Source organism: Citrifermentans bremense R1, assembly GCF_000426865.1.
In the GTDB taxonomy this organism is placed as follows: Bacteria; Desulfobacterota; Desulfuromonadia; order Geobacterales; family Geobacteraceae; genus Geomonas; species Geomonas bremensis.
In genome coordinates, this window is the sequence record NZ_AUGE01000040.1 from 1 (window position 1) to 25,631 (window position 25,631).

Below are 25,631 nucleotides of genomic sequence, written 5' to 3' on the forward strand. Positions count from 1 at the left end.
GGAGGGAAAGATGTTATCTAAGTATGGAGGACGATGTTTGTTGGGGTTGGCACTTCTGGTGCTGACACTGATGGCGCTTGGTGCCGGACAGGCACAGGCTGCTTCGCAGTACAGCTATGACTGTACCTTCTGTCACCAGATGCCGCCGCTGGATTCCGCCAACGCGAAGAAGGACCCCAACACGGGCGCCATTCCGGGCAACCACCAGGGTCACGCTTCGGCAGCGGTCAATTCCTGCGCCAAGTGCCACGGCGACGTGAGCGGCTACGCCATGGGGCACAGGAACAAGACCATCGAGCTTGCCGACGGCATCGGCTACTCGCGGAAGATCGCAGCCGGGTTCGTGAACCAGACCTCGGTACCGCCGACCCCGATGGGTTCCTGCTCCACCGCGGCCTGCCACAGTAACGGCAAGGGCACCCTGAAGGCGACCCCTGCCTGGGGCGCTGCACCGTTCCAGGCTCCCGGCGACTGCTCCCAGTGCCATGCCGTCGCACCGGCCACCGGCAACCACCCGACCCTCAATAGCAAGCATGCCTCCTACTTCGGCACCGGTACCGGCTCCTGCGTTAAGTGCCATACCGACCACGCGGCGCAGGCGAAGCCCTTCAGCCACGCAACCAGCGCCGGCCGCGCCATCGAAGTGGTGCTCCCCGACGGCGGCTCCTTCGCGGCCAACCAGTGCGCCAACCTCTACTGCCACAGCAACGGCCAGGGTAGCTTCACCCCGCCGACCTGGGGCGCGACCCTTAGCTGCGCCGGCTGCCACGGCGACGCGACCAGCAACACCCTCTCCGGCAAGCACGCCAAACACGTGAACAACGCCGGCTTCCTCGGCACCAACTACGGCTGCGTGGAGTGCCACTCCGCCACCGTGACCGACAACAGCACCATCGGCAACTTCACCAACCACGTCAACAAGAACAAAGACGTTGCGGGCGCCCACGTAGGGACCCCGGTTGCGGGAAGCTGCTCCACCTCTTACTGCCACAGCGATGGCAAAGGGACCCAGAAGAGCGTGACCTGGACCCAGACCCAGGTTCTGGACTGCAAAAGCTGCCACGGCTCCGATGCGGCTCCTGCCTTCGCCTCCGTCGCCGGCGAGCCTAACTACGCCAACGCCGGTATGGACCAACCGCGCGCCAACAGCCACCAAAACCATGTCGTCGGGGCGGCAAACTGCCAGAACTGCCATGGCAGCACCACCGTCGACGGCCTGAGCATCAAGGCCGGCGCTCCGCACACCGACGGCACCCGCAACGTCGTAGCCGGTAACGGCAAGAGCTTCACCATCGTAGGGAACAGCTGCTCCGCAGTGTCCTGCCACGACGGCGGCGGCATCGTAGCAGGCGTAGGGGCTGCCAAATGGGGTCAGTCGCTTGGTTGCGCCGGTTGCCACGGCAACGCAGCAACCCTTACCACCAACGCGCACGCGGCCCACGTTTCCACCAAGGGCTATGCCTGCGACACCTGCCACGCCCAGACCGTTACCGGCAGCACCAACTTCGCGAACAAGGCGCTGCACGGCGACGCGATCGTCGAGGTTGCCGGCGCCAAGGTAACCACCTTTACAGCCGCCACCAAGAACTGCGCCACTTCCTGCCACCTTACCGGCACACCGAAGTGGAACGACTCTACCTCCGGCGCTTGCGGTACCTGCCATAAGGCGCTTTCCACCACCGTGAACGGCCTGGTTTCCAGCAACGCCCACTCCGCCCACTTCACGGCGAGCTACGGCCCGGGCATGAACGGCGCCCTGGCCACCTCCTGCTCCGGCTGCCATACCCCGAACACCGCTGCCAGCCACGCAGACGGCATTGTTAACCTCGCCATCGGCTACAACAAGGTGGGCACCTGCTCCAGCTGCCACAAGCAGTCGACCGACTGGACCACCGGGCGCGTTTCCTGCGAAAGCTGCCACAGCACCGCAGGGGGCCAGCTCTCCGTCATCGGCGCCCTCACCGCTCCGGACAAGACGCTCGCAGCGACCGCGGGCCACGGCAAGGCCGGAATCAACCAGTCCTGCTCCGCTTGCCACGACGCCAACTCCGCACACATCAACGGCGTAGCCGGCGACCAGAAGCGTCTCTTGGGCGCGTTGACCGGCGTGGACAACCAGGAATGTAACTACTGCCACACCGACGCAGTCAAGGTAGCCGGCGCCGCTCTCAACGTGAAGGTGCACCGCCCCACCGGCGCACTCGGCGCCAAGTGCTCCGACTGCCACAACGCGCACGGTACCGCAAACAGCATGATGATTAACGGCACGATCAACGGGACCGCGGTGAGCTTCACCACCGTCAACACCTTCGCCAACGGAGCACGCACCGGCGTCTGCCAGGTCTGCCACACCACGACCCAGTACTTCACCAAGGCCGGCCAGCCGGAGGCGACCCACGTCGACTCCACCACGAACTGCCTCGAGTGCCACCAGCACAACCCGGCAACCGGCCTCGCCTTCGTTCCCAACGGCGGATGCGACGCCTGCCACGGCTACCCGCCGGCTCCGAGAAAGACCATCTCCGCAGTCACCTTCGGCGTTCTCGGCAACTGGTCCACCGCCCGCTTCGAAGACTACTCCGGCGGCGGCGGCGCCCACGTGGTTGCCGCGCACATCAAGAAAGACGCCAAGCCCTCCGAGGGTTGGGCAAACTGCCTCCCCTGCCACAACGGCGGCAACGCAGCCCACTCCAGGGCGCTTCCGATCAGGAACCACGTGGACAACGTCACCGTCCAGATCGACCCGCAGTACCGCTTCAGCGACGATCCGTTCCTCGGCTACACCTCCGCCAAGCTTGTTTCCGGCGGGACCAACAAGTCCGGCAGCTGCTTCAACGTGAGCTGCCACTTCAAGAAGACCAAGCCGTGGAGTATAGAAAGGTAGTAGGTAGGTAACAATAGTATTAATTTGTGGTTAATCTTCAGTAAATGCGTAGTAAATACGACTAAAACGTAGTACTTACGTAGTACCTAGGCAACTAGGTACTACGTAAGTACAACATAAGTATTGCGTCGGTACTGCGTACGTAGTAAGCGAATAAAAAAGTTAACAGAAAAAATTAAAATTTTGTAAGAATTGGCTTTATTCAATACTGTAAAGTGTTACAAGCTTCCGGCGGGGGAATTTCTCTCCCGCCGGATAACAAGCTGGTTCAGGTATAGATCAGAGGGTTAGAGAAGGAGCTTAAAATGAAGAGCTACCGCAGACCTGGATATGGCAATCTCCGAACGATCCTTACTTTGGTACTGTTCGGCGTTGTGATGTTCACTGCATCGCTGGCGCTGGCCGCGCCCCAGTACGACCTCAAGTGCGACGATTGCCATACCATGCCTCCGCTCGACTCTCTGACGGGGCAGCGAGAACCTGATTTCGGTTCGATCCGCGGCAACCACCAGACCCATGCGGGGAACACGGCTGACAGCTGCGCCAAGTGTCACGGGCCGCAGGTGACCAGCACCGGGCATCGCGACGGCGTCATTCAGGTGCAGCAGAACCTGAACGGCCGCACAGGCGCGAGCTACAGCAGGGGGTTCTTCAACCAGACCTCCGTTCCCCCGGCAATCCTTGGGACCTGCTCCAACGTCAACTGCCATTTCGAGGCGCCGACTCCCGAATGGGGCTCGCCGGCTCTGGGTGAGCCTTTCGGCACCTCCTGCGGGACTTGCCATAAGGCCGTTCCCGACAGTTACGCACATACTAAGCACCTGGCGTTGTACGGCAGCGACCTCACCGTCTGCGCCAAGTGCCATATCGACCACACCCAGGAAGCGAAGCCGTTCCAGCACGCCACCAGCGCAGGGCGGAACCTAATCGTGACCGTCGGCTCCTACGCCGGGTCCAACTTCGCTTACCTCCCCAGCCAGTCCGCCACCAGGGTAGTGGGGAGCTGCTCCACCCTGTACTGCCACAGCTCCGGGCAAAACGCCACAGGCGGCGCGCTTGGCGCGGGCGACTACACCGCCCCACTTTGGAGCAATGCGGCCAGCGGCGCCTGCAACACCTGCCACAAGACCTCTGCGCTTGCCTCCGGCAGCCACAGCCGCCACCTTGCCTCCAACGGCAACTGCGGCAACTGCCACGCTAACGCCTCGGCCACCAGCTACACCGCGCCGACCCACGTGGACGGCAGCATCGACGTCGCCTTGGGCGGGTACGACAAGGGAGGCGCCCCGGGCAACGGCTACGGCAGCTGCTCCAACGCGACCTGCCACGTGAGCCCCTACAGCACGTTATCCACCCCCTCCCCCCAGTGGGGCCAGAGCGCGGGGTGCAGCGCCTGCCACAACAACGCCGGCGCCTTCGCAGCCTCCGGTGCGCCCGACACCGGCAGCCACGGCAAGCATATGGCGCTTACCGGCTCGGCCTGCAACCAGTGCCATGACGGCGCGGTGAAAAACACAAGCGGCGGGTTGAGCCACACCAACGGCACCGTCGAGGTAGCCAACGACTACATCGGTTCGCCGGTGCAGAAGCACGCACCGGGGACCTACACCGGGAGCTGCTCCTCCGCTTCCTGCCACGCCGACCCCTACGGTCCGCTGCCGATACAGTCCCCGGTGTGGGGGCAAAATTCCGGCTGTGCGGCCTGCCACCGCGGCGCCGGCATCTTCACCGCCACCGGCGCGCCCGCAACCGGCAGCCACGACAAGCACATGGCCCTCCCCGGGACCGGCTGCGGCGCGTGCCACTCCGGCGCGGTCAGCGGCGTCTCCGGCGGCCTGACCCATGCCAACTCCAAGGTGGACGTTGTCAACTACTCGCTCTCCCCGGTAACCAAGCACCCGATCGGGACCTACGGCGGCACCTGCACCAACTCCTGTCACTCGAACGGCAACGGGCAGCAGACCCAGACCCCGGTATGGGGCGGGAACATGCCGGCAAACTGCAGCGGTTGCCACGGCGGCGCGGCCGGGCTCGATACCGTCGCCATCTCGACCGGCAAGCACGGCGCCCACATGAACAACTACACGACCATGGGGCGCGGCAACAACCTCATGTGCGCCGAGTGCCACGCGAAGACCGTCTCTCTGGCCAGCAACACCGTGATCACCGGCATCGTCCACTCGAACAGCTTCAAGGACTACTCCGGCGTCAAGGCGGGGGGGAGCGCAAACTACGAAACCTCTTCCGGCATCTGCTCCAACGTCTACTGCCACAGCTCCGGCCAGGCCACCCCGGTCTTCGCCAGCATGACCGGCTCCAAGAACTGGCGCGGCGACGCCAAGCTCTCCTGCAACGGCTGCCACGGCAAAACCGCCAACGCAACCTGGGCGAACGCTGCAGGCGCTCCGAACTACGCCAACAAGTACGACGGCACGCTGAAGACCGCCAACAGCCACGAAAAACATACCGCCAACATGACCGACTCGACCGGTTGCGCCAACTGCCACAAGTCGACCGTCGACAGCGGCGTCGCCGGCAAGATGCGCGACTACTCCTCCAACCACTTGAACCGCGTCCGCGAGGTCGAATTCAAGGTGGGCGGAACCTACACTGAAGCGAACAAGAGCTGCGCCACCTACTGCCACAGCAACGTCCAGGGGGCCAGCGGCACCGGCCAGGCCACCGTCTTCGGGAACCCCGCCTGGGGCTCCAACGGCACCCTTACCTGCGGCAGCTGCCACAGCAACATGGCGTCCCTGCAGGAAACAGCGCAAGACCTAAGCCTCGGGAGCCACAAGCGCCACACCGTGGACAGCGCCTACAGCTGCTCCGTCTGCCACGGCGCCGGCAACTCCGCAAGCACTACCGGCCCCTCGCACGCCAACGGTACCATCAACCTCTCATTCACCGACAAGGGGACCGGCACCACCTACTCCCAGGCCCTGGATAACACCCCGGGCAACGGGTACGGCACCTGCTCCACGAGCACCTGCCATGGCCGCGCAACCCGCAACTGGGGGGTCTCCACCACGCTTCCCACCTGCGAGAAGTGCCACGGCACGGCGAACACCGCCCAGACCAGCGCGACCTTCAAGGACACCGCGGGCAGCCCCACAGGCCCCTACGTCGGGACCCACGTCTCGCACCTGGCGGGTACGCACAACTACTCCAACCCGATCACCTGCGACCAGTGCCATGCGGTTCCGGCCACGGTCGATGCCGCGGGCCACATGGACGGGCTGCCGGCCACCCTCACCTGGGGCGCGACCGCCAAGCATCCGAGCTACGCCGGCGGCGTGGAAGGCGCGCCCATGGTTCCCGAATACGTGCCGGCCGGACGCGTCTGCAACAACACCTACTGCCACGCCGGGATCAGGAAGACCACCGACGGCACGGCCCAGGGGACCGGCGCCAGCCCCTCCTGGAACGATCCGGCCTACTTGGGCGGCACCGGCTGCAACAAGTGCCACATGAATCCGCCGGCGTACCCGCACTCGGCGAGCACGAACTGCTCCGCCTGCCACAACCACGTCGCGCAGTCCAACGTCGCCTTCACCGACAAGAGCAAGCACATAGACGGCATCGTGGAAGTGACCGTCGACGACTGTCTCGGCTGCCACTCTTCGACCAACCTCTGCGCACCGGGCGACCCGACCTGCGTCAACAAGGAGCTGATCGGGGCGCATAAGGCCCACACCGACGCCGAACTGTTCCTGACGGGCAAGAAGCTCTCCGCCGGCGACTTCATCGACACCTCGTGGATCTACGGGATCGTGTACAAGGACGGCTTCCCGAAATACGGCTGCGGCTTCTGCCATCCGATGGATTCCGGCACCCATAAGAACTCCACCGTCGAGCTCGACCTCGACCCGAGCCACAGCCTGGCCGGCACCGTCAAGACCAAGAACAAGGCGGGCGGCCCGTGGGTGATGAGCTACACCATGGGAAGCAGCGTGGTCTGCTCCAACGTTTACTGCCACTCCAACGGCTACGTCTCCCAGACCACGCAGCAGTACCAGTTCCAGACCACCCCGGACTGGTATGCGGTCACCCCGTGGGCGAGCGTCGACAAGTGCGCCCAGTGCCACGGCAACTCGCCTAACTCCGGCGGCAAGGAAGGTTCGGCGGCTCACGCTCGCCACGTAGTCGGCAACCACTACGCCGACGTCTTCGACGGCTACAGCGCCAGGATCGCCGTCGCAGGCGCACCGGGCTCAGGCGCCGCTCACGGCGACCCGGCCACCTCGACGACCTTCAACTGCAACCTGTGCCACAACGCGACCGTCGCGGTCTCTTTCAACGACAAGGGTAGCGTCTGCTCCAGCTGCCACGTGACCGCCGGCTCCGCTCCGCTCAAAGGGAACCTGCAGGTCCTCGCCACCAGCCAGACCCACATCAACGGCGACGTCGACGTGGTATTCATGAGTCCGTTCAACGTGAAGTCCAAGGCGCAGCTAAGGATGGGCGTCGAGGCAGTCCAGTCGGTGTACACCTCCTGGACCCGCGTGAACGGTTACAAGACCGCCACTTCCTACGACCAGGCCCGGACCACTCCGAGCTACGTCGGCGGGACCTGCTCCACCGTAGCCTGCCACAACGGCACGCAGATGGAGTGGAGGACCAAGGGACCGCTGGCCTGTGCAGCCTGCCACACCGGGCTGCCGCAATAGGGGGGCATGACCGTGTACCAAAACGAAGACAACCATGACACATCGAGTGCAAAGGCAGGTGAATTAGCATGGGAAAAGTGATCGTTAAAAATATCAAGGGCATGGGATGGGGCGCGAGAACCTGCCTGATCGCGGTGTTCACCATGTTGGCGGTCGTGGTCTGCCTGCAGATGCGCGACGCCAGGGACGCCCAGGCGGCGGTGGCGGTACAGACCCAATGGGCCATCCTCGGGACCGGCAGCACCTCCACGCTGCCGACCATGACGCTGGCCAAGGGGGCGGGGAACAACCGCTTGCTGGTAGTGAAAGTGGTGGCTGAGTACAGCACGGCCATCAGCACCTTCACCCCGACCGTCAGCTACGGCGGACAGGCCCTGACCAAGATCGTGGCGACCGACACCACGAGCCGCCAGAAGGTCTGGTTCGGGTACCTGAACGAGGCCAAGATCGTGGCGGCCACAGGGACCACCCCGAGCATAACGGTCAGCTGGAACTCGACGCCGTCGTCCGGTGTCGGCCTTTCGGCAGCCTTCTACTCCAACGTGAACCAGGCGACGCCTACCACCGGTTCCCGTGCGGTGGCCTCGGATAGCTCGCTCACGACGCCAGGCTCCGGTACCATCAACGTCACCGCAGGCGGTACCGCCGTCTACGGCGCCAACGTGAACAGCACCTATGTCTCCACCCCGGCCTCCGGGTACACCGAGCACTTCGACACGGCGAACAGTACCCTGATGATGGACTCGGTCGGCTCCAAGCAGATCGCTGCGACCGGCACTGAGAATCCGCTCCCCACCTGGAGCTCAGCGACCCGCTACGGTTTCGCGGTGATCGGGCTTAACCCCGCCACCACGACGCTCGGCGCCGGCGTCGCCGGGAGCTCGGTCAACGTGGCCCCCGGGGCGGCCGCGCAGAAACTCGATGGCTTCTCGCTGGTGACCGGTTCCGCCGGGACCACCGATTCGGTGACCGGCCTTACCGTCACCACCACCAACAATGCCGCCATCGCCAGCTTGTCGATCCAGAACGAGGCGGGCACCACCACCTACTTCACCGCGGTCAACAACCCCGGCTCCGACACCTGGAACTTCAGCGGCGGCACACCGATCCCGGTAACCAACACGGCCGCCAACTACAAGATCGTGGCGACCTACAAGAGCCGCGCGGCCGGCGCTCCGGCGGGGCTTACCGCCACCACGGCCGTCGTGTCCGCCATCACCGGCGGCAACGTGATGAACGGAAGCGACGCGGTCGACACCACGCTGACCCTCTCCAACGTCCACGCGGCCTCCACCTGGGGAACGAACAGCGCGACCAGCTCCAGCATCACGCTGAACTGGAGCTACGGCACCGCGGGGCAGAGCGTGGTGATCGTCCGCTATACCGTTAATACCGACACCACCAAGCCCGTGGACGGCAAAACCTATGTCCCGGCAGTAGATACCCTCGGCGCCGGTACCGTGCGCTACGTGGGTACCGCCTCCACCTTCACCGACAGTGTCGGTCTCGCGAACGGGACGGCCTACTACTACAAGATCTTCGAATACGACAGCTACGTTAACTACTACAACGCGACCGACGTCTGGACAGGGCCTCTTAAGCTCCTCATCTCCGACGCCATCGCGCCGACCGTGAACCCGGGCTTCGCCGCGAAAACTCCGGGCAACACCCTGGCCATCCCGATCACAGCGGGTTCCTTCGTTGGCACCGACAACATCGGCGGAAGCGGGGTTTCCGGCTACCTGATCACCACCAGCGCCACCCAACCTACCGCCAGCGACCCGGCCTGGACCGCCACAGCGCCTGCGACCTACACCGTCGCCGCGGCAGGTACCTACACCCTCTACCCCTGGGTCAAGGACGGCGGCAGCAACGTATCGGCTGTTTATGCCGCCCCCGTTACCGTCGTGGTCGACATGACCGCGCCGACGGTCGCCACCTTTACTGTCAACGCCCAGACCAATAGCCGCAATATCCCCATCGGCGGGATTACCGGCACCGATGTCGGCACCACGGTCGCGGCATACCTGATCACCTCGACCAGCACCCAGCCCGCAGCAGGCGCGGCCGGCTGGAGCGGCACCGTACCTGCCACCTTCCCGGTGGCAGCTGACGGGACCTACACCCTCTACCCTTGGGTGAAGGACGCAGCGGGGAACGTCTCCGCCGTTTCCGGGCTGACCCGCTCGGTGCAGGTTGATACCGTCGCCCCGAGTGGCCTTTTGGCTGTCTCCCCCGCCGACGCTTCCATCGACCAGCCGCTCAATACGACGCTGCAGTGCACCACCGCCACCGACGCAGGCGTAGGGAACGTCAGCTACTACTTCGCCATCAACGACGGCGCCGCCTACTCGACGAACAGCGGTTGGATCGCCTCCACCTCGTGGGCGCCTGTCGGGCTAGTCGCAGGCACCACCTACACTTGGACCGTCACGGCTCGCGACGGCGTAGGTAACTCGGCCTCCGACGCCCCCAGGACCTTCACCACGGCCGCAGCCTGCGTCCGTAACGATCCGACCGTTACCCTCTTGACCCCGACCGGCAGCATCGCTTCCACCATCTCCGTCGACGGTGGGACCTCGGTCTACAACCTGAAGGTCGTCAACAACGACTACGGCGGGTGCGGCTCCACCACCTTCAACCTCGGCGTGTCCGATACCGATGTCGGTGCCGTCTTCGATCCGCCGACCGTTGCGGTCCCCTCGGTCAACCTCGCCCCGGGCGCACAGACCACCACGACCGTGACCGTCAAGGCCACCGTGGACCACTTAAGCGGCTCCGGCAAGACCCGCGCCTTTACCGTAGCCGACCTTTACCATGCCGCGGTCACCACCGGCGACGTGCAGACCACCCTCAACGTGGTGAGCTGCACCAAGAAGACTCCGCTTCTCATCGTGGGGCCGGATTCCGGCTACCTGAACCGCGGCGGCAGCATGACCTACACGGTATCGGTGAAGAACACAGACTCGGGTAGCGGCTGCACCCCGGTCACCTACAACCTGGCGATTCCGTCGGAGACCAACACGGCCGACTTCAACGCCTCGTCCTTCAGCGCTCCGAGTATCGTTCTCAACTCCGGCCAGATCGGTTCGGTGACCCTCACCGTCAGCGCCAAGGCGACGGCGGCGAAGAACGTGATCAATAAAACCACCGTGGCAGCCTCGGCGGCTCTGCATACCGCGCCGGCTAACGTCGCGGTCAACTCGACCGTCAACAACCCGATGCTGCACAACTCCGACAGCACCGGCTCCACCAAGTGGAGCGCCAACGGTGGCTGGGGTATCCCGAGCGCCCGATACGGCGAATTCGACTGCACCACCTGCCACGTGCAGGGCGGGGCGGCGACCAGGAACGTGAACAGGATCCGCGAGACGGTAACCGCTCCCGATATAGCCAAGGGGCAGCTCCCTGGCGCCGGACAAGCGATCAACTACAGAAGGACCGCCGGCACCAGCGCGACGCAGCCGGTACCGGGCTGGGACTCCGGGGCAACCCCCAGGGTCTCCTCCGGCAAGATCTGTGAGGTCTGCCACACCTACGACGCCACCGGCGCCAACGGTACCAAGGCGCACCCGTTTGCCACCACCGCGACCTTGGGCAACCACTTCGGCACCGACGGCAGGGACTGCATCGACTGCCATAAGCACGGCAAGGGCTTCAGCGTCAAGGGGCTTGGCTGCACCGGCTGCCACGGCACCGAGACCGCGACCATCACCCCGGATAACCGCTACGTGGTGGCACCGCCTAGAAACGCCTCTGGCTTTAACGGCATCGTTTCCGGCGCGGGTAACGTGAGCAACGACCCGAAGGTCGGCGCGCACCAGACCCACTTGAAGGGGACCCTCGGGTTCAGCAATTACTCGACGATCGACTACCGCTGCGAGGCCTGCCATGGCCCGCTGCCGACCAACTTCGACCACATAAACTCCAACTCCCTCCCGGCGTTCCAGGGGTTGGCCACCAAAAACGGCGCCATGAGCGCGACTTACAGCGGCACTACGTGCAACAACACCTACTGCCACAACCCGGCAGGAACCGGCGGAACGCTTTTGGCCGCCAACGCAGGGTCGGCCGTGTTCCCCTCCTGGACCAGCGCGAAGTACGTGGCAGGCGGCACCAAGTCGGTCGCCAACTGCAGCGTCTGCCACAAGGTCCCGGGCGTCACCGGCTTCCAGCCCGCCGGAACGCACTCGGGGATGAATACCGACAGCACCGACTGCTCCGGCTGCCACGGCCATAACGGCGGCGCGACCGGCACCGTGGCGGGGAAAAGGCACATGGACGGCATCAAGTGGGGCGTGGGCAACTGCGACAGCTGCCACGGCTACGGCCCGGGAACCTGGGCTGACAAACCGGAGCGCTCCGGCGTAGCAGAGGGCAAAGGGGCGCACGAGAAGCACATCGCTTACCTGATCCAGCGTAACAACGCCGTCCTCACCGCCACCAGCGACGCCTTCGGCTCCGGTACGCCGTGGACAGCGGTGTGCGGAGTGTGCCATAATGGCGCCGCCCACGACATGGGCGAAGCCATCCCCGGCACCGGGCGCACCATCTCCATCACGCCTGCCCGCAGCTTCGGCGGGACCGCCGTTTACAACGGCATAGTGGGCCAGTCTTCGGGCTTCAAGGCCAAGACCTGCTCCAACGTCGATTGCCACTATAAAGAAACGCCAGTCTGGTCGTCGTACTAAACCGGGGAGAGATAGTTAATGGGAAAGATAATCAGGAAAAAAATCCATGGGATGAGCTGGTGGATGAAAACCAGCCTTGTTCTCCTCTTCACCTTGGTGACATCGGTCTTCATGTACCAGGGGTGGTATAAGCCGATGCAACTGCAGGCCGCCACGGTATCGTACTACCCGACGATGAATACCACGACGAACCTTGGGGCGGATGGCACCTGTAACGTGATCGGCGTCTCCCCATACACCTCCAGCGGCATAGGCCGGACCACTGCCGCAACAACGGAAGGGAGCACTGCATACCGGTACTATCCGACCATTTCGTCGGCCAACACTGCGACGGTAGCTTTCAAGGTCTACGGCCCGGTCTACGCAAACGCCGTCAATATCTCAGGGATCTCGGTTACCTCAGCCCTGCGCGGACTGGCTACCAGCGATACCGTTAAGCTCGATCTGTACGATTACGATCCTGCCGGTGCTCTCGACAACGGTACCCTGGTCGCATCATCGGCTGCGAAGACTCTTACCGGCGGAGGAAACACGACACAATACTCCTGGACGCCGGCCAACTTCACTATCAACGGAACGGGTCGTGTCGCCCAGGGCCATCGGCTGCAATTGCGATTCACCTGGACCTCCTCCGTGACGGGAACCCCCCGCGTGTACTTCGGCCTTGCCGGATCCCTCTCGTCGACGAGTTTCACTGTCACAGAGACCAACGCAGTCGCCAACCCGACAGTCACCGCGGCTTCTCCCGCTCTGCAGCAAGGAGCCTCCGGCACGGTTACCGTCACCGGCACCGGCTTCAATGCGGTCCAGTCGGTGGCTTTCAGCGGCACCGGAGTGACTGCTGGAACCCCGACCACCGTTAATGCGACCACCGTCACCGTACCGGTCACCGTTGCTGACAACTCCACTGTCGGCACCCGCGACGTCACCGTCACCAACACCGACGGCGGTGTCGGCACCGGCACCGGCCTTTTCACAGTGAGTCCCGCGCCGACCCCGACGGTCACCTCGACTTCGCCTGCATTCATGAAACAAGGCGACGGACCGACCACAGTGACGATCACCGGTACCAACTTCCAAAGCGGCTCCACTGTAGCCTTCAGCGGCACCGGGATCACGCTTGGCGCTGTCAGCTATGTGGATGCCAGCGCCCTTACCGTCCCGGTAACGGTTGCCGCCGGCGCTACCCTCGGGGGGCGCGACGTGACGGTAACCCTCCCCGGCGGGGTGACCGGTACCGGTACCGCCGTGTTCACCGTCAACTCCCCCTGCGCTGCCGGCCAGCCCACGGGTCTTACCCACGGCGCCGAGACGGCGACCTCGGTACCCCTCACCTGGACCCCGGGCGCCAACACCAACTACTCCATCGTCTTCCGCGACGGGGTGCAGATAGCAACGAACGTCCTGACCGGCTCGTACACCGACAACACGGCAAGCCCCGGGACCTCGTACAACTACACCGTCACCGGCTACAACACCGCCGGAAGCTGCCAGAGCGTGCCGTCCGCCGCGACCACCGCCGTTACCCTGGCCCAGGCGCCGGTGGCGCCGGCAGTGGCCAACGTCGGAACCGGCACCGAGCTCACCGTGGCGGTCAACCCCGATGCCAATTCCGCCACCACCCAATACGCCATCAGGATCAACGGCGGGGCCTACGCCAACCAGTACGTCCAGTCCGGCGGCACCGTCGGGGCGGCCGCCGCCTGGAACACCCTGTCAGGCTGGGGCGTCAAGACCATTTCCGGCCTGACCAGCGGCACCCCCTATACCTTCGACGTCAAGGCGCGCAACTCCGCCCTCGTGGAGACCGCCTTCGGCCCCAGCTCCACCGTCACCCCGAAGATCGCGCTTTCCTCTTCCATCACCAACTGCGGCGGCTGCCACGGCAACCCTCCCGCCGACGGCACCGGCCGCAACGTCCCTGCCGGCCAGTTCAAGGGGTCGCACGCGAAGCACACGAGCATCCTGACCTGCGCCAACTGCCACAAGGACAACGGCGTCTCGCCTGCCGGCAACAAGCACTCCGACGGCAACATCGATATAGCGAACCCGCTGCGCCAGGTGGCGGGCGAGAGCTACGGTCAGGCGACTCATCCGGTGTCGGATACGCCCGCCTTCGCCTCCTGCACCACCTACTGCCATAGCCAGGGGACCGGCAAGACCTCGCAAACCGGCGAGACCCGCACCGCACTGTCGGCGCCGGTTACCGCACTGGTCTGGGGAACCGGCAGCAGCACCTGCGGTTCGTGCCACGGTGCTCCCCCCGCCTATGCCAACGGGGCGACAACCTGGGGGGCGGCGAAAGCCAACGCTCACCAGGGAGCCACCCATGCCTCCAAGACCTGCGACGTCTGCCATACCAGCGTGACCTACGCCGCCGGGGTCTATACCCCGAACGCGCAGCACCTTAACGGCACCTACAATATCCAGGCTTCCTTCGGGTACACCTACGCCGCCACCGGCGGCACCTGCGCCACCTCCGGTTGCCACGTCAGCATCGCCTGGAACGGTAAGCTCGGTTGTGTCGACTGCCACGGTGCCGTCATCAATACCAGCGCGGCAACACAGGCCCTGGGCGGACCGACGACGCGCAGAAACGTCGTCCAGGAAATGAAAAGCGCCTGGAGTCACAAGCGTTCCTCCAACGGCGGCACCCCGGCAAACACCGTGGTCAACGATGCCGACTGCATCGTCTGCCACATGGAGGGCGCCAAGGCGACCGGTAAAACCACCACCGCGCACGGCAACGGCTACATCAACCTGCGCGACCCGGATACCGGTCTCAACATCAAGAACGTCACCTGGAACGGGGCGACGCCGGGACAGTACGTCGAGGGAACGACCGACGTGCAGTTCCTGCAGTACCAGCGCGATCTTACCAAGACGCTTGAGACGGATCCCAATTGGCTCGTCATCGCGGCGATACAGCAGAACCACTGCCTGAAATGCCACGACGGGCTGGGAGCGGTGAGCACAGAGGCGCAGGTCCCGACCACCGGTACCGCGATGCGGCCGTTCGGCATAGCGATCACCAACCACGTGGCTCCCTACAACAGCAATGGTCTGGGCAACGTAGTCAACGTTGCCGCAGGTCTTGCGACGACCAACGCCTCCTACCACCCGGTTATCGGAAAGCAGAACAACAGCTACGTCCAGGGCGCACAGATGGTCGCCCCCTATGCCACGATAACCAAGACCAACGGCAACAACACCTCGTGGGGCGCACTCATGTCCTGCTGGGATTGCCACGCCACCCTGGCGCAGACCGGCGTCCAGACCTTCACGGTCACCGCGCACGGCAATGCCGTCACTCTGCGCGGCCCCATCAGAGCCGCCGGAACGACGGCCTCCACCAACCTCTGCGTCAACTGCCACGCGACCAAGTACGCGACCACCGCCTCTCAGCACGGCGCCGGTTCCGCGTTTACCCAGGGCGCGGGAGACATGGGCACCGCTACCTTCAACAACTGCTCCTACTGCCACGGTTACGGCGTGGTCGCCGCCACCTACTCCGCAACAAGCGTGGGTCGTCCGTTGCGCGCCGAGGAAGGTCACGGATTCAACGACCGTGTAGCCGGTACCGTCGGCTCCAAGTGGTCGAACGGCAACAGACCGTACGCGTTCATCCGGAACACTCTCAGCGGTTGGGCGCCCAAGTCCGCGGTTGGCGATACCATTACCAACCCGTCGACCTGCTCGGGTACCGGCGGTACCTGCGATAACAACATGGGCAACAGTACCAATGGCCTGGGTGGCGTGTACTAAAGTAGCAATATGGCTTAATCTGCAAAACAACTACCCCGCCCAAAAGGGCGGGGTTTTTTTCTTGAGTACCTGCCGGCCTCTAGAAAACAGAGCGGGAAATGATGTACGTTTAACCGTTTCGAAACGCCAATGGCGCTGCACTTGGCGGATGCAAGGTTGAAGAGGATCGTGGAATGAATGTCCGTTTAAGAGTTATGTGTCTGGCTGCGTCGGTTGCATTATCCCTTTACGGGTGCAACAAGGAATTGGAAAAAACTGAGAATCTCTCTCTTCTCACAACTACTACAGTTGTTGGAGAAATTGCCGGCCAGCAGGCAGCAGGCGGTGCTTGGGGCTCCCAACCGGTGCGCAACGCCTCCCAGATCGAGTTCAACGCCACCGGCAGGGGGTTCTTCTACGCCGCCGAGCAAGCCGGCAAGTTCCATATGGTGCACAACGGCAAGTCCGGCACCCCCTATACCAACATACTGACCCCCTCCCTGAGCCCTGACGGCCAGCGTCTCGCCTACCAGGCATATGTCGACGACAAGCTGCGCATGGTGGTCGACGGAAGGGCCAGCGAGGTCGTTGAAGAGCTGGAAATACCGTTCTTCAGCCCGGACAGCCGCCACGTCGTGTATCAGGCCAAAATGGGCGGTCGCTGGCATTTCGTTGTAGACGGCCGGACCTTCCCCGCCTATAAAACCCAGCACAACCAGTTCGGATTCAACGCGGACAGCACCAAGTTCGCCTACGTCGACAGCGTCAACGAGCACGCCAAGCCGCGGCTGGTGATCAGCGGCCTCGACTTCAAGAAGCAGACGGCGCGCGAGGCGACAGGCGCCATCATGGTCATCAGCGAGGATAAAACCAAGATCGCCGCGACCAGCGAGGCCGGCGGCAAGCAAAGGGTCGTCGAGCTGAGTTTCGCGCAGCCCGCTTCGGTCAAGGAAGGGCGGCTCTATGACAGCATCAAGGAGCTGGCCGTCAGCGCCGACGGCTCCTCCGTGGCCTACCTGGCAGAGAAAGGCGGAGCCCGGCTGGTCGTTTACAACGGGGAGGAAAAGCCATTCCCCGCAGGCGAACTGGTGGGTCCGCTCGTGATTCTGCCAGGCAAACGGGGCATCGGTTTTCTGACCAGCTCCAAGGGGACCTGCACCTTGCATCACCCCTTCTCCGGCGGTGCCGTCGAGCAGAGGCAGTACGACGAGGTCGGCGAACTGGCGTACAGCAAGGACGGCAGCGGGTACGCGTACCTGGGCCGCAAGGAAACTCCGGGGAAACGCGGGAGGAGCATCTTCCTAGTCGTGAACGGCAACGAAGGCCCCAAGTTTGACAAAATCCTCAAGCCGGTAATCAGTCCGGATGGGCAGCGGGTGGCCTACCGGGTGCGCCAGGATGGCAAGCGCTTCATGGTCGTTTCAGATTTGAATGGCAAGGTGATCAGGCAGTGCCCCGACTACGAGATGGTGTTCCCGCCAGTGTTCTCGGCTGACGGAAAAACGCTCGCATACGGAGCGAAGGACGGCACGAAACTGATCTGGAAGGTGGAGAAGCTGTAATGCCTGTAGAAAACAAGCCCGATACGGATATCGAGAGTGAACATTTCCCGCTGGAACCGCGCTATCACCCTGTAAACAAGATGGTTCGGAAGGTGTACGACTTCCTGGCCTCGGCCAAGCTGGCCATGGCGCTGCTGGTGGCGATCCTGATCTGCTGCCTGATCGGGGTCACTCTCCTGCGCGGGCAGCGCGGCGGCGAGTTGATTTTCGACACCCTGTGGTTCAACGGGCTGCTGGTGATGCTCATCGCCAACGTCGCCTGCTGTTTTTTCGGCAGGATCTGGGGCAGAAGGATCACCATCGTCTCCTTCGGGATGATCCTGTTCCATCTCAGCTTCGTCGCCATGTTCGTCGGCATCATATACAACAGCCTGTTCTTCTTCAGGGGGGCGATGAGGCTCACCGAAGGGGAGACCGTCCAAAACGGCGAGCGCCAAAGCTACGACGCGGTGTCGCACGGCCGGTTCTTCAACGTGTTGTGGCTCAAAGGCGAGACCACTCTCAACGCCCTACATATTGGCTACAAGCTGGACGGTGTCGACAAGAGGAGAGCCTACGACATCACTGTGGGAGAAGGGGACCAAAAGAAGCAGGAAGTCATCTATCTCACCAAAAACCTCGACTACAAGGGGTTCAAATTCTTTCCCGACCAGGAAGGGTACACCGTCCTGACAGTCCTCTCCGACAAGCAGGGAAAAGAGCTTTACGGCGCGTACCTTCCGCTGCAGAGCCTGAAGCACGACGGCAAATCGAACTTCTACACCACGGGAACAAAGAACGGTCCGGGCACCCTGGCCTTTCCATATGCGCCGGAGCAGCCGTTGTTCGATCTGCAGGTGGCCTATCGCCCGGACCCGCTCAAGGAGAAGGCGGGCGCCGCCTTTTTCATGGTGCGGCCTCTTGGTTCCACCATGACGAAAATGGACCAGGAGTCGTTTGCGAAAAGCAAGACCGACCTGGGAGCAAGCTTCGACGCCGGCGCTTACCTGCTTTCCCCCAAGGAGGTCCGCTACTGGGTCAGCATGAAAGTCAGCTACGAGCCGGGGCAGATAATCGTCCTCAGCAGCCTGTGGGTGGGGCTGTTCGGGATGATACTCACCACGGTCGGTCGGATCGTGAAGGGGCGCAGGGAAACCGGCAAAGCGTGAAGGGCCGGGCGGCTTTGCCGCCGCTGTCGTCCGGCGCTTTTACTCCCGGTGCAGTTTCGCGTCGGAAGCATCGAGCAGATAGCGGTACGGTGCGACCGGCACTTTCTTGGCCGTGGCCAGAGGGTACAGGTACAGGTTCCAGGCCAGCATGGCTGCCAGGGCCAGGTGGTAAAGCCGCTCGCCCTGCCTCTCGGCCACCTCGCATATGCAGCAGGCAATCGCGGTGAAGGCGAAGGGGAGCAGCGGCACGGCCGAATAGATGAAGGTGGGCCTCTTGACGAAGATGAACAGCGCATAGGTCGCCGCAAAGAGGAGCACCGGCAGGGCGAGCGCCAGGCAGCGCCTGCGAGCCGCCAGGACCGCCAGGCAGGTCAACGAGGGGAGAGTGAGAATCCAGATCGGCAGGCTGTTCATGTAGAGGATGAACTCGCCGCGGTCGGCGCCGATGAAGGTCCCCTGGCCGACTGTGACGGAACGGATGAACCACTCCAGGGCGGAGCCGTGGCTCAGGAATACCATGGCCGGATTATAGCTCTCCGGCCGGTAGGTCTGCAGAGAGTAGTAGGCGTCGAGTATGAACTGGATAAACTCACTGAAAGCGTAGCCGCGGCCGAACCAGAAGTAGTAGGAGCCGATGAATACGCTGACCGGGATGAATAGATAGGTAGTGGTGACGAACAGCACCGACCTCAGCTTGCGGTAGTTTTCATTGCTTTGCAGGGTAAGCAGACAGATCAGCAGCCAACCGGGGACGTAATACCACTTGGTCGCCAGGGCGCACCCCATGAAGAAGGCGCTCGCCATGAGCCAGGAGCTCCGCTCGTTGTGCCTTTGGTAGAGCACGATGGCCGCGAGGAAGAACGCTCCGCCGTAGATCTCCTCGAAGGTGTAGCGCGACATGACGATGTGCAGGGGATCGGTGGCGAGGAGCAGGCCCGCCAGCAGCCCGGCCTTTCTCCTCCCGCTGACCTCGCGGGCGAAGAGATAGGTGAGGACGGCGGCCGCGGCCCCGAACAGGACGTTTCTCATTCGCCAACCGTACGGGTTGTCGCCGAAAAGCTGCAGGAAGCCGTACATGATGATGTGACGCAGCGGGGGGTGCTCCCAGTTGTCCGGTTCGAACTGCCCGTTGACCCAGTAATTGGTCCCCGCCGGTACGTGAGCCATCTCGTCCCCCCATCTGAAGCTTGGATAGGAGAGGTCGTAGCATCTCAGGCCTAAGGCGAGCAGGAGCAGCAGGCAGATAAGGATGATCTCGTTTCTTTTCATTTCCGGTTGTCCTGATAGATGACGGTGATGTCGCCGGTGATTCCTCTCTCGGTCAAAAGGTGCTGCGCCTCGACAGGGTCGAAAACGCTGCCGTTGATGTAGACGAGCGCTTGCTCTGAAAGGTGCGGCAGGGATGATGGCGTAGTCGCAATCATCGGCATGCCGTTCAGGTTGTACAAGGAAACGCCCTTTTTCAACTGAGGTATCGCCTTGATCACCTTGGTCGTGTCCTTTTGCAGGAACTCTTCCCAGGCGGTATCGGGAACGATGAAATAGATCTTGCGGATGACGTTGCTGAATATGGAGAACTCCACCAGGTTGGATCGCTCCAGTTGCGGCTCGCCCCGGTAATTGAAGCGTCCCCGCATGTGCGGGTAGCTGTCGAAAAGAACCAGCGTCCTTCCCTTTACCCGCTTCTGCTGCCAGATCGCATAGGCTTTTTCGGGGGTGTCGACGGTCACGGTCTCTTTTCCGGGGGCATATATCCGGCTGCCGGTTCCGTGGCAGTTTGCGACAGAGATGACAGCGGCAAGTAACGCCGTAGCTGCCAGTGAGCAGGCGGTTTTGTTTCGGTACATGGTTTCGAATCCTGGGAGATGTGTCAGGTGCTGTCGACGGGTAATCAGAGCCGGTCGAACAGGTAGTATTTGAGCCTGCCTTTCGGTTTCGACAAGCGTCGCGGGATGCATGATCGCCGCGAATTCTGACTCAGCGACGCCTCAATATGAATCAAGCAGGCTTTTTCGTCAAGGCACAGAGTTCGCCGTATTGTTTCAACTCTGGGTCTTGGTACTGAATGCGCTGTGAAACTCAAGCATGGAATCGGAATTAAGCGGTGGCTGCTGGGACGGGAAAGATTGACATGCTATGTGAGGGCGTGCTTAAATGACTAGCTGCGCGCTGTAATCTGTAGCACCTAATTCCTGTCAAAGCTTATTTCTGGAGGTGAATGGATGAATGCCGAACTCATGTTTTTTTGGATTGCCGTTGCACTGTATGGCTTAAGCACATTCAGTTACATCTTCGGGTTAATCGCCAACTACGACAAACTGTTTCGCATAGGCCTCTTCAGCGCCCTGGCCGGCTTCGTCCCCCACGTGGTTGCGATATCCATGCGCTGGTCTGCTTCCGGGGCCGGGGTGACCCCGTTCATCTCCATTTCCGAATCGCTCAGCCTCGGCGTCCTGATGACGGTTCTCATCTTCCTGATCTCCGAGTTCGCCATCAAGAAGGTGCTTCCCCTGGGGGTGCTGGTCATGCCGGTTGCCTTTGTCCTCTTGGGATGGGCCGGCACGCTCCTGAAGGAGGTCGCGGCCACCATCGCTCCCGCTTTGCAAAGCTACTGGATCTGGGTGCACATCACCGGAGCGACCATCGGTTTCGGCTCGGTACTGATGGCTGCCGGCATGGGGTTTCTCTATCTGCTCAAGGAGAAGAAGGATAACGAGGGCATCGCGGGGAAACTGCCGGACCTCAAAAACATCGACAACCTGTCCTATCGCTTCGTCGCCGGCGGATTCATCATGTACGGTCTCATGATCATCTCGGGTGCTTACTGGTCGAACACGGTGAAGGGCAACTACTGGAACTGGGACCCCGTCGAGGTGTGGTCCCTCATCTCCTGGCTCATCTACGGCATCTACCTCCATCTGCGGGTCACCTTCGGTTGGCGTGGTACCAGGCTCGCGTGGTACTCGCTGATCGCCGTCGTGGTGATGATCGTGAGCTACTGGGGGATCCCGTTCGGCGTGGAGACTTTCCACTCCGGTTTCAGAATACAGCACTGATTCATCTGCAGGAGATCTACCGCATGCGTCTGATGTTAACCGTCATTTTGTTCGCCTCGCTTTCGCTGCGACTCGCCTGTGCGTCGCCGGCACCTGAGCTACCGAAGAAACCATCCATGAATCCGCACGGCGGCGCTATGGGGGGTGGCAGCATCTCCCCGCATGGTGCCCCTTCCGGCAGCATCGCGACCGCCGGTCCGGTGGGGATGACCGCCGCCATCAAAGGCGTCACCCTGTCGGGGTACCCGAAGATGAAGGTCGGCGAGGCCTTCGACAACTACCGCCACTTCAAGCAGAAGAGCTGGCGCGAAACAACCTCTGTCGGCGGGACCGTCTACGTCGATTTCACCGGTTCGGCGCCCGCCCGCTGGCTCGACTTCAAGGCCAAGCGCGAGGGGATCTCCGCCAGCGGCATCGAGGTGAAGTTCGCCATCTACCCCAACGGCGAGTACGGCGTGGTGATGGCCTCCCGCACCGTGGTGAAGACCGACGGCAAGACCAACCGGTACCCGCTGCCGGACGTGAAAAGCGTGCTCGACGCCATTTACAGCAACAGGAAAATCGACCTGTGACCCGGCGGGGAACGCGCACTAAGGTAGCCGATACATGAAACTTTGCATCATCTTCCCCCCGCTGCCCTTTGGCTGGACCCCGGTGGCACCCCCGATCCTCGAGTACCTCGCTGCCCTGACCAAGAAGGCGGATCCCACCATCGAGATCCAGCTGATCAGCGGGAGCGCGACGCCGGACGCCTTCGAGAAGCTCGACTGCGACCTGGCGGCGATCAGCATCCTGACTCCTACCTCGGTCCCCGGATACCGCATCGCGGACTCGCTGAGAGCGCGCGGCATCAAGGTGGTCTTCGGGGGGATGCACGCCTCGGCCATGCCCGAGGAGGCGAAGGAGCATGGCGACGCGGTGGTGATTGGGGAGGGGGAAAGCTGCTGGCCGCAGGTGCTCAAGGACTTCCGCGCCGGGACCCTGCAGCCCTTCTACCGCGGCGAACAGGTCGAGCTCTCGGACCTGCCGACCCCTCTTTACGGCTCCCTCGGGGGAGGGCACCAGTTCCGCATCGTGAACACCTCGCGCGGATGCCCCTTCAACTGCACCTTCTGCTCGGTGAAGCCGTTCTTCGGAGGGAAGATCCGCTTCCGCCCGATCGAGCACGTGGTGCGCGACGTGGCGGCCATACCCGAGAAGATGTACATAAACGGCGACGAGAACATCTGGTGGCCCGGCACGGAAAACATGCAGCGTGCCATAGACCTCTTCACCGCGCTCAGGGGGACCGGGAAAAAGTGGATGGGGTTCGGCAGCCTCGGTCCCGTTCTGGCCCCCCTGGGGTCGAAGATGCTGAACGCCGCGCGGGACTGCGGCATGCTCACCGTCTGGGTCGGGTGGGACGCCATGACCGACGAGGGGCTGAAGGCCTACGCGGCCAACGGCAAGATCGGTGTGGACCGGGAGCGGGCGGTACGCACGCTCAGGGACCACGGCATCGACGTGTCGCTGTTCTACATGCTTGGCAGCAGGGACGATTCGCTTGACGACTTCAAACGCTCCGTCGAACTAGCGGACCGCCTCGGGGTCTCCATGCACCCTTCGCTGGTGGTTCCCTACCCGGGGACCGAACTCGCCCGTCAGTACGAGCCGTACATCTTCAAGGAACTGGGGTGGGAGTACTACAACGGCTCCTACGCCGTTTTCGAGCACCCGGACCCTGACATGACCCCGGAGGCCCGCGAGGAGCAGTTCTACGAAAGCTCGCTCGAGCTGTTGAGCCTGCCGCGCGTTCTGCGCCACATGTTCAAGGTGCCGCTGCGCGGTTTCCCCTACGCCCACATGCTCTCCCTCATGAACCAGCTTCCGGTCAGAAAGGGGATGAAGATCGCCTACCGCAAGTGGCGCGAGGAGAAGATGCTGGTGCGGGATAAGCAGGTGCTGGAGCGGGGGTAGGTGCCGCAGACAAGGAAAGGCCCGTGCAGGAAACCTGCACGGGCCGTCTTCGCTTACTTCTTTTCCGTTTTTGGGCGTTCCGACTGCAACCCTGCCGGATGGTCCATGAGCTTCTGCTTTTCAGCTTCGGCCAGGAACCAGTCGAGCGGGCGTTCGGTCTGATCCTTGAAAGTCCCTAGAGCAAGATCCCTCTGCTCCGCCGCTTCTTTGTCCGCCTGCGAGACGAGGATCTCGTCGACCACCTGCGGACAGGAGGCGACCGAACCGGGCCTCGCCTCGATCTCCTCGCGGGGGCTCGGCGCCACCTTCGGGTCCTTGGCAAGCCGCATCTTCAGGTCGATGGAGAAGTTGGTGTAGGTCTCCAGCATCCGGAAGATGGCGGAGTCCCCCATCGGCCCCATGGTCCTCTCCTCGTCGGGGAGCGGCGACACCTTGCCGTTCTCGATCTTGGCGCGTCCCACCATCTCGCAGCTTTTGCCGTTGTCGGTGGTGTAGCCCAGGTTGTCGGTGATGACGGCCAAAACGGTGGGGACGTTGGCCAGGTCCCAGTGGGCCAATAGCCCCACCTCGCCGTCGGGAAGCGGCGAGAGGTCGTCGATGTTCATGGCCAGGACGCGGGACCAGGGGGGGACCGGGCGGGCCAGCTTCTTTTCGGGAAGCCCCTTCACGTGGCGCCTCAAGGCGTCGTCGAAGAGGTTGGTGGCGGTCTCGGCCTCGCCCAGGACGTTCACGCAGTGGGTGCGCGGGACGTCCAGGATCTCCTGCACCATGTCGTAATAGTCGTCGCGGGTGACCACGCCGAAGCGGCCTCGGTAGCCGCCGCCGTCGCAGACGCGGCTGCCGGCGGGAAGCTTGAAGCTGATCTTTCTGCGGCGGCAGGCCTGGAAGAAGTAGACGTAGGCGGCCGTGGCGCCGATGAGGGCGACGGGAACGCCGCTTGCCTCCGACTCGCGCAGCGCCTTCAGAAGGTTCTTGATGTCGATCCCGCTCTTGCCCAAAAGGAACATGCTGTCCGGGGTGCCGAAGGCCTTGCGGGTCTGGTCCATGCCGATGGCCATCCCCATGGAGGGGGCCATCTCGGGGCTGGGAGCGAGGATCAGGATTCGGCAGCGCTTCCCTTCCTCGAAGTCGGGGAAGAGGTAGGAGTTGGTCATCATCTTGTTGGCGCCGAAGACGAGCTTCTTGCCGTCCTCGTCCCGGAAGATGCGGCCGCGCTGGGTCAGGCTGGTGGTCCCCCCGGTGAGGCAGGCCATGACCGACTGCTCCAGCGGGAAGGAAGCGACCAGGTGGGTCTTGAAAACGTCGTTGTACACCATGGGGACATCCTGCCAACGGGTGATGTCCCCCGGGCGGACCTTCTTCACGTCGCAGAACTCGCGGAATATGGCGTTGGTTTCGTACTGCAGGGTGAAGAGCTTCATGCAGTAGTCGTTGAACCTCTCATCGGAGAGATCGGCATCGACGCCAGCTTCGATGATGGCGAGGATCTCTTCGGTCAGAGTGTGACTGACGCTTTCTGATGCTGACATGGCAAACTCCTTTTAACGGCTGGCTATTAAAACACGTTAGCGGTCATAGTACTTACAGGTTTTGTGCCAGTCAAGATTATAATAAAACGGCGCAAGTATTAAGTTTGGTTTAGTTCAGACACATCAAAAGTAACTATTTCGTTTCGTTTTTAAAAAACCGCGCTAAGAATGGCAAATCTGTAGTACAGTGGCCGGGCCGCCGGGCTGCGATAAGGCTATATTTTTTTATTTCGATGGCCTCTGTGGCATAGAAAGCCAAACTGACTCAGAGATCCACTTCACTAACTACAGTTCTAATACCTGGAAGGGGTTGGATATGACTATAAAAAGGGTCGCACTGATAACGCCGCCGTATCATTCCGGCGTCGTGGAGTCAGCGGGGACCTGGCTC

The 25,631-nt window shown here is 62.7% G+C and carries 12 protein-coding genes; 9 read left to right on the top strand and 3 right to left on the bottom strand.

Translation table 11 applies throughout. The features are described from left to right. Positions 1-10 precede the first annotated feature (10 nt). The 6 genes from K419_RS0117230 (at position 11) to K419_RS0117255 (ending at position 18,699) form a co-directional block, all read left to right on the top strand. A complete protein-coding gene (locus K419_RS0117230; protein WP_026842659.1) occupies positions 11-2,884 on the top strand; it encodes a CxxxxCH/CxxCH domain c-type cytochrome in 2,874 nt (957 codons plus the stop codon). A 377-nt stretch (positions 2,885-3,261) separates the two neighbouring features. Next, on the top strand, positions 3,262-7,554 hold the full coding sequence (locus tag K419_RS0117235) for a CxxxxCH/CxxCH domain c-type cytochrome (RefSeq protein ID WP_226377731.1): 4,293 nt from the start codon (positions 3,262-3,264) through the stop codon (positions 7,552-7,554). Positions 7,555-7,622: 68 nt separating this feature from the next. After that, positions 7,623-12,245: a cytochrome c3 family protein gene (locus K419_RS0117240; RefSeq protein WP_026842661.1), complete on the top strand. Its 4,623-nt coding sequence runs from the start codon at positions 7,623-7,625 to the stop codon at positions 12,243-12,245. Positions 12,246-12,308: 63 nt separating this feature from the next. Next, the gene (locus K419_RS22850; RefSeq protein ID WP_156912234.1) at positions 12,309-16,010 is read left to right on the top strand and encodes a fibronectin type III domain-containing protein; all 3,702 of its coding nucleotides are present in this window, start codon (positions 12,309-12,311) and stop codon (positions 16,008-16,010) included. Positions 16,011-16,354: 344 nt separating this feature from the next. Next, positions 16,355-17,551: a TolB-like translocation protein gene (locus K419_RS0117250; protein ID WP_026842663.1), complete on the top strand. Its 1,197-nt coding sequence runs from the start codon at positions 16,355-16,357 to the stop codon at positions 17,549-17,551. Then, positions 17,551-18,699, top strand: a complete 1,149-nt coding sequence (locus K419_RS0117255) for a cytochrome c biogenesis protein ResB (RefSeq protein WP_026842664.1) — start codon at positions 17,551-17,553, stop codon at positions 18,697-18,699. The genes K419_RS0117250 and K419_RS0117255 overlap by 1 nt, the downstream gene beginning before the upstream one ends. A 39-nt stretch (positions 18,700-18,738) precedes the next feature. Here the strand turns inward: K419_RS0117255 and K419_RS0117260 are convergent, their stop codons facing one another. Together K419_RS0117260 and K419_RS0117265 are read right to left on the bottom strand one after the other, a co-directional pair. Continuing rightward, complete coding sequence (locus tag K419_RS0117260) at positions 18,739-19,968, bottom strand: phospholipid carrier-dependent glycosyltransferase (RefSeq protein WP_026842665.1); 1,230 nt, start codon at positions 19,966-19,968, stop codon at positions 18,739-18,741. Continuing rightward, positions 19,965-20,546 carry a hypothetical protein gene (locus K419_RS0117265; protein WP_026842666.1) on the bottom strand — a complete coding sequence of 194 codons (582 nt, stop codon included), beginning with the start codon at positions 20,544-20,546 and terminating at the stop codon, positions 19,965-19,967. The genes K419_RS0117260 and K419_RS0117265 overlap by 4 nt, the downstream gene beginning before the upstream one ends. A 375-nt stretch (positions 20,547-20,921) precedes the next feature. Between K419_RS0117265 and ccsA the strand changes: the two genes are divergently transcribed. From ccsA to K419_RS0117280, 3 genes are read left to right on the top strand one after another with little or no spacing between them, the layout of a single operon-like run. Then, positions 20,922-21,755, top strand: a complete 834-nt coding sequence (ccsA, locus tag K419_RS0117270) for a cytochrome c biogenesis protein CcsA (protein WP_026842667.1) — start codon at positions 20,922-20,924, stop codon at positions 21,753-21,755. 23 nt (positions 21,756-21,778) lie between these two features. Further along, positions 21,779-22,327 carry a hypothetical protein gene (locus K419_RS0117275; protein ID WP_026842668.1) on the top strand — a complete coding sequence of 183 codons (549 nt, stop codon included), beginning with the start codon at positions 21,779-21,781 and terminating at the stop codon, positions 22,325-22,327. Between the two features lie 34 nt (positions 22,328-22,361). Beyond that, the gene (locus tag K419_RS0117280; protein WP_026842669.1) at positions 22,362-23,711 is read left to right on the top strand and encodes a B12-binding domain-containing radical SAM protein; all 1,350 of its coding nucleotides are present in this window, start codon (positions 22,362-22,364) and stop codon (positions 23,709-23,711) included. Positions 23,712-23,764: 53 nt separating this feature from the next. Here the strand turns inward: K419_RS0117280 and K419_RS22285 are convergent, their stop codons facing one another. Then, positions 23,765-25,240 carry a LuxE/PaaK family acyltransferase gene (locus K419_RS22285; protein ID WP_026842670.1) on the bottom strand — a complete coding sequence of 492 codons (1,476 nt, stop codon included), beginning with the start codon at positions 25,238-25,240 and terminating at the stop codon, positions 23,765-23,767. Positions 25,241-25,631: the final 391 nt, after the last annotated feature.

Coding starts and splice junctions, on each gene's coding strand:
- K419_RS0117265 (WP_026842666.1), bottom strand. CDS start 20,546: ATGTACCGAAACAAAACCGCCTGCTCACTGGCAGCTACGGCGTTACTT.
- K419_RS0117260 (WP_026842665.1), bottom strand. CDS start 19,968: ATGAAAAGAAACGAGATCATCCTTATCTGCCTGCTGCTCCTGCTCGCC.
- K419_RS0117230 (WP_026842659.1), top strand. CDS start 11: ATGTTATCTAAGTATGGAGGACGATGTTTGTTGGGGTTGGCACTTCTG.
- K419_RS0117255 (WP_026842664.1), top strand. CDS start 17,551: ATGCCTGTAGAAAACAAGCCCGATACGGATATCGAGAGTGAACATTTC.
- K419_RS0117240 (WP_026842661.1), top strand. CDS start 7,623: ATGGGAAAAGTGATCGTTAAAAATATCAAGGGCATGGGATGGGGCGCG.
- K419_RS22850 (WP_156912234.1), top strand. CDS start 12,309: ATGAAAACCAGCCTTGTTCTCCTCTTCACCTTGGTGACATCGGTCTTC.
- K419_RS0117235 (WP_226377731.1), top strand. CDS start 3,262: ATGTTCACTGCATCGCTGGCGCTGGCCGCGCCCCAGTACGACCTCAAG.
- ccsA (WP_026842667.1), top strand. CDS start 20,922: ATGAATGCCGAACTCATGTTTTTTTGGATTGCCGTTGCACTGTATGGC.
- K419_RS22285 (WP_026842670.1), bottom strand. CDS start 25,240: ATGTCAGCATCAGAAAGCGTCAGTCACACTCTGACCGAAGAGATCCTC.
- K419_RS0117275 (WP_026842668.1), top strand. CDS start 21,779: ATGCGTCTGATGTTAACCGTCATTTTGTTCGCCTCGCTTTCGCTGCGA.
- K419_RS0117280 (WP_026842669.1), top strand. CDS start 22,362: ATGAAACTTTGCATCATCTTCCCCCCGCTGCCCTTTGGCTGGACCCCG.